At 75.0% G+C, this 2,253-nt stretch carries 3 protein-coding genes and 1 pseudogene; 3 read left to right on the forward strand and 1 reads right to left on the reverse strand.

Annotation, left to right across the window (positions count from 1 at the left end; genetic code table 11):
- Nucleotides 1-926 (forward strand): LD-carboxypeptidase (locus B7767_RS36190; protein ID WP_256923690.1); only part of this gene is annotated, 926 nt, incomplete at its 5' end.
- A 40-nt stretch (nucleotides 927-966) separates the two neighbouring features.
- Nucleotides 967-1,521, forward strand: coding sequence for a GNAT family N-acetyltransferase (locus tag B7767_RS36195; RefSeq protein ID WP_085575733.1), 555 nt, complete (start codon nucleotides 967-969; stop codon nucleotides 1,519-1,521).
- 43 nt (nucleotides 1,522-1,564) lie between these two features.
- On the opposite strand, the gene B7767_RS36200 is transcribed toward B7767_RS36195, so the two are convergent.
- A complete protein-coding gene (locus B7767_RS36200) occupies nucleotides 1,565-1,912 on the reverse strand; it encodes a VOC family protein (protein WP_085575734.1) in 348 nt (115 codons plus the stop codon).
- 108 nt (nucleotides 1,913-2,020) lie between these two features.
- Between B7767_RS36200 and B7767_RS36205 the strand changes: the two are divergent.
- Nucleotides 2,021-2,253 (forward strand): annotated as a pseudogene (locus B7767_RS36205) (hypothetical protein); the annotation flags it as partial.

Here is a 2,253-nt window from a genome sequence, read left to right on the forward strand (position 1 = left end):
GGGTCGGGGCACGGCGGCGGCCCGCCCGCCTCGCCCCCGGCGCCCGGGTGGCCGTGGTCGCGCCCAGCGGTCCGGTGCCCGAGGAGCGGCTCCAGGCCGGGCTCGACGTGCTGCGCGGCTGGGACCTCGACCCCGTGGTGGGCCGTCACGTCCTGGACCGGCACGGCGAGTTCGGCTACCTCGCGGGCGGCGACGCCGACCGGGCCGCCGATCTGCAGTCCGCCTGGTGCGACCCGGCCGTCGACGCGGTGATCTGCGCCCGCGGCGGCTACGGCGTACAGCGCATGGTCGACCTGCTCGACTGGGAGGCGATGCGGGCCGCCGGGCCGAAGGTGTTCGTCGGGTTCAGCGACATCACCGCGCTGCACGAGGCGTTCGCGGTCCGGCTCGGCCTGGTCACCCTGCACGGGCCGATGGTCGCGGGCATCGACTTCGTGAAGAGCGCGCGGGCGCAGGAGCACCTCAGGGCGACCCTCCTCGCCCCCGAAACGGTCCGCACCATCCGTTCCGACGGCACCGCGCTCGTCCCCGGACGGGCGCGCGGGATCACCCTCGGCGGCTGCCTCTCGCTGCTCGCCGCCGACCTCGGCACCCCGCACGCCAGACCCTCCGCGCGCGGCGGACTGCTGTGCCTGGAGGACGTGGGGGAGGAGACCTACCGGATCGACCGCTACCTCACCCAGCTCCTGCGGGCCGGTTGGCTGGACGGGATCTCGGGCCTGCTGCTCGGCTCCTGGGCCGGGTGCGAGCCGTACGACGGCGTGCGGGCGCTGCTCGCCGACCGGCTCGGCGGCCTGGGGGTGCCGGTGGCCGAACAGTTCGGGTTCGGGCACTGCGCCGACGCGCTCACCGTCCCCTTCGGCGTCGCGGCCGCACTCGACGCCGACGCGGGCACCCTGACCCTGGACGAACCGGCACTGAGCTGACCGGCCCGCGCCGCGCGCGGGCCCGTCGTAGGGTGGCGGGGTGCCGCACACCGCTTCCCGCTACCTCGCCGAAGGCCGCCGCGTGGGGCTCCGTCACTTCACTCACGCGGACGGCGCCGAATTCACCGCCCGCGCCCGGGAGAGCAAGGACCTCCACCACCCCTGGCTGTTCCCGCCGGACAGCCAGGGCGCGTACGCCGCGTACGCGGGGCGGCTGATCGAGGATCCCACCAAGGCGGGGTTCCTGGTCTGCGAGAAGGAGGCGGACGGCGCCCTCGCCGGGTTCATCAACATCAACAACATCGTCGAGGGCGGCTTCCTGTGCGGTGCGCTGGGCTACGGCGCCTTCGCGCACGCGGCCGGGCGCGGACTGATGCGCGAGGGCCTGCACCTCGTGGTGCGGTACGCCTTCGGTCCGATGCGGCTGCACCGCCTGGAGATCAACGTACAGCCCGGCAACGCCGCCTCCATCGCCCTCGCCCGCGCCTGCGGTTTCCGCCTGGAGGGCTTCTCGCCGAAGATGCTCTTCATCGACGGCGCCTGGCGCGACCACCAACGCTGGGCGCTCACCAGCGAGATGACGGCGGGCCGTTGACACCCGGCCCCGTGCCCGGTTCCCCGCGCCGGGACCGGGCGCGTCAGGAGTGGCGGTCCGCGTACTCGTAGACCGCCCCGTCCGGGTGCCGGGCGATGAGGTTGCGGCCCACGGGGGTGGGGAGCGGGCCCGCGAGGATGTCGGCGCCCATCTCCGCGAGCACCCGGCCGGTCTCCTCGACGTCCTTGACCGCGATGGTCGCGGCGACCCTGCGCAGCACGTCCAGTTCGGCCGCGGGACCGCTCATCAGCAGGAAGCAGCCGACCGCGGCGACCTGGACGCCGCCCCGCTCGAACCGGAGGGCCCTGCCGCCCGCCAGCCGTTCGTAGAAGGGGATGGCGGTCTCGATGTCGTCGACGCAGACACGCAGTGTGGCACCCAGAATCTCCATGGGGACGAGCCTAGTTGGGACGACCGCGGCCAGGGCCCCGGCGCGGACGGTCTCCGCGCCCCGTGCCCACGGGCGTTACGCGGCCCCGGGCCCGGGTACCCGGCGGCCATGCAGCGCTTGGAGCACTTGGAGCATCTGGACAAGCACCTGGTCGACGAGCTGGCACAGGTGGCCCGTGAGACCGTGCGCGACGAACTGCGCGAGCAGGCGCGGGGGCAGCGCCGCAGGGCCGCCCTGTACGCCGGTTCCGGCGCCGCCGCCCTGTACGCGGGCGCGGCCGTCGCGCTGGCCGTGGGCCTCGCCCTCGCCCTGGTCCTGCCGGGGTGGGCCGCCGCGCTGAT

The organism is Streptomyces sp. 13-12-16 (assembly GCF_002114215.1).
Classification (GTDB): Bacteria; Actinomycetota; Actinomycetes; order Streptomycetales; family Streptomycetaceae; genus Streptomyces.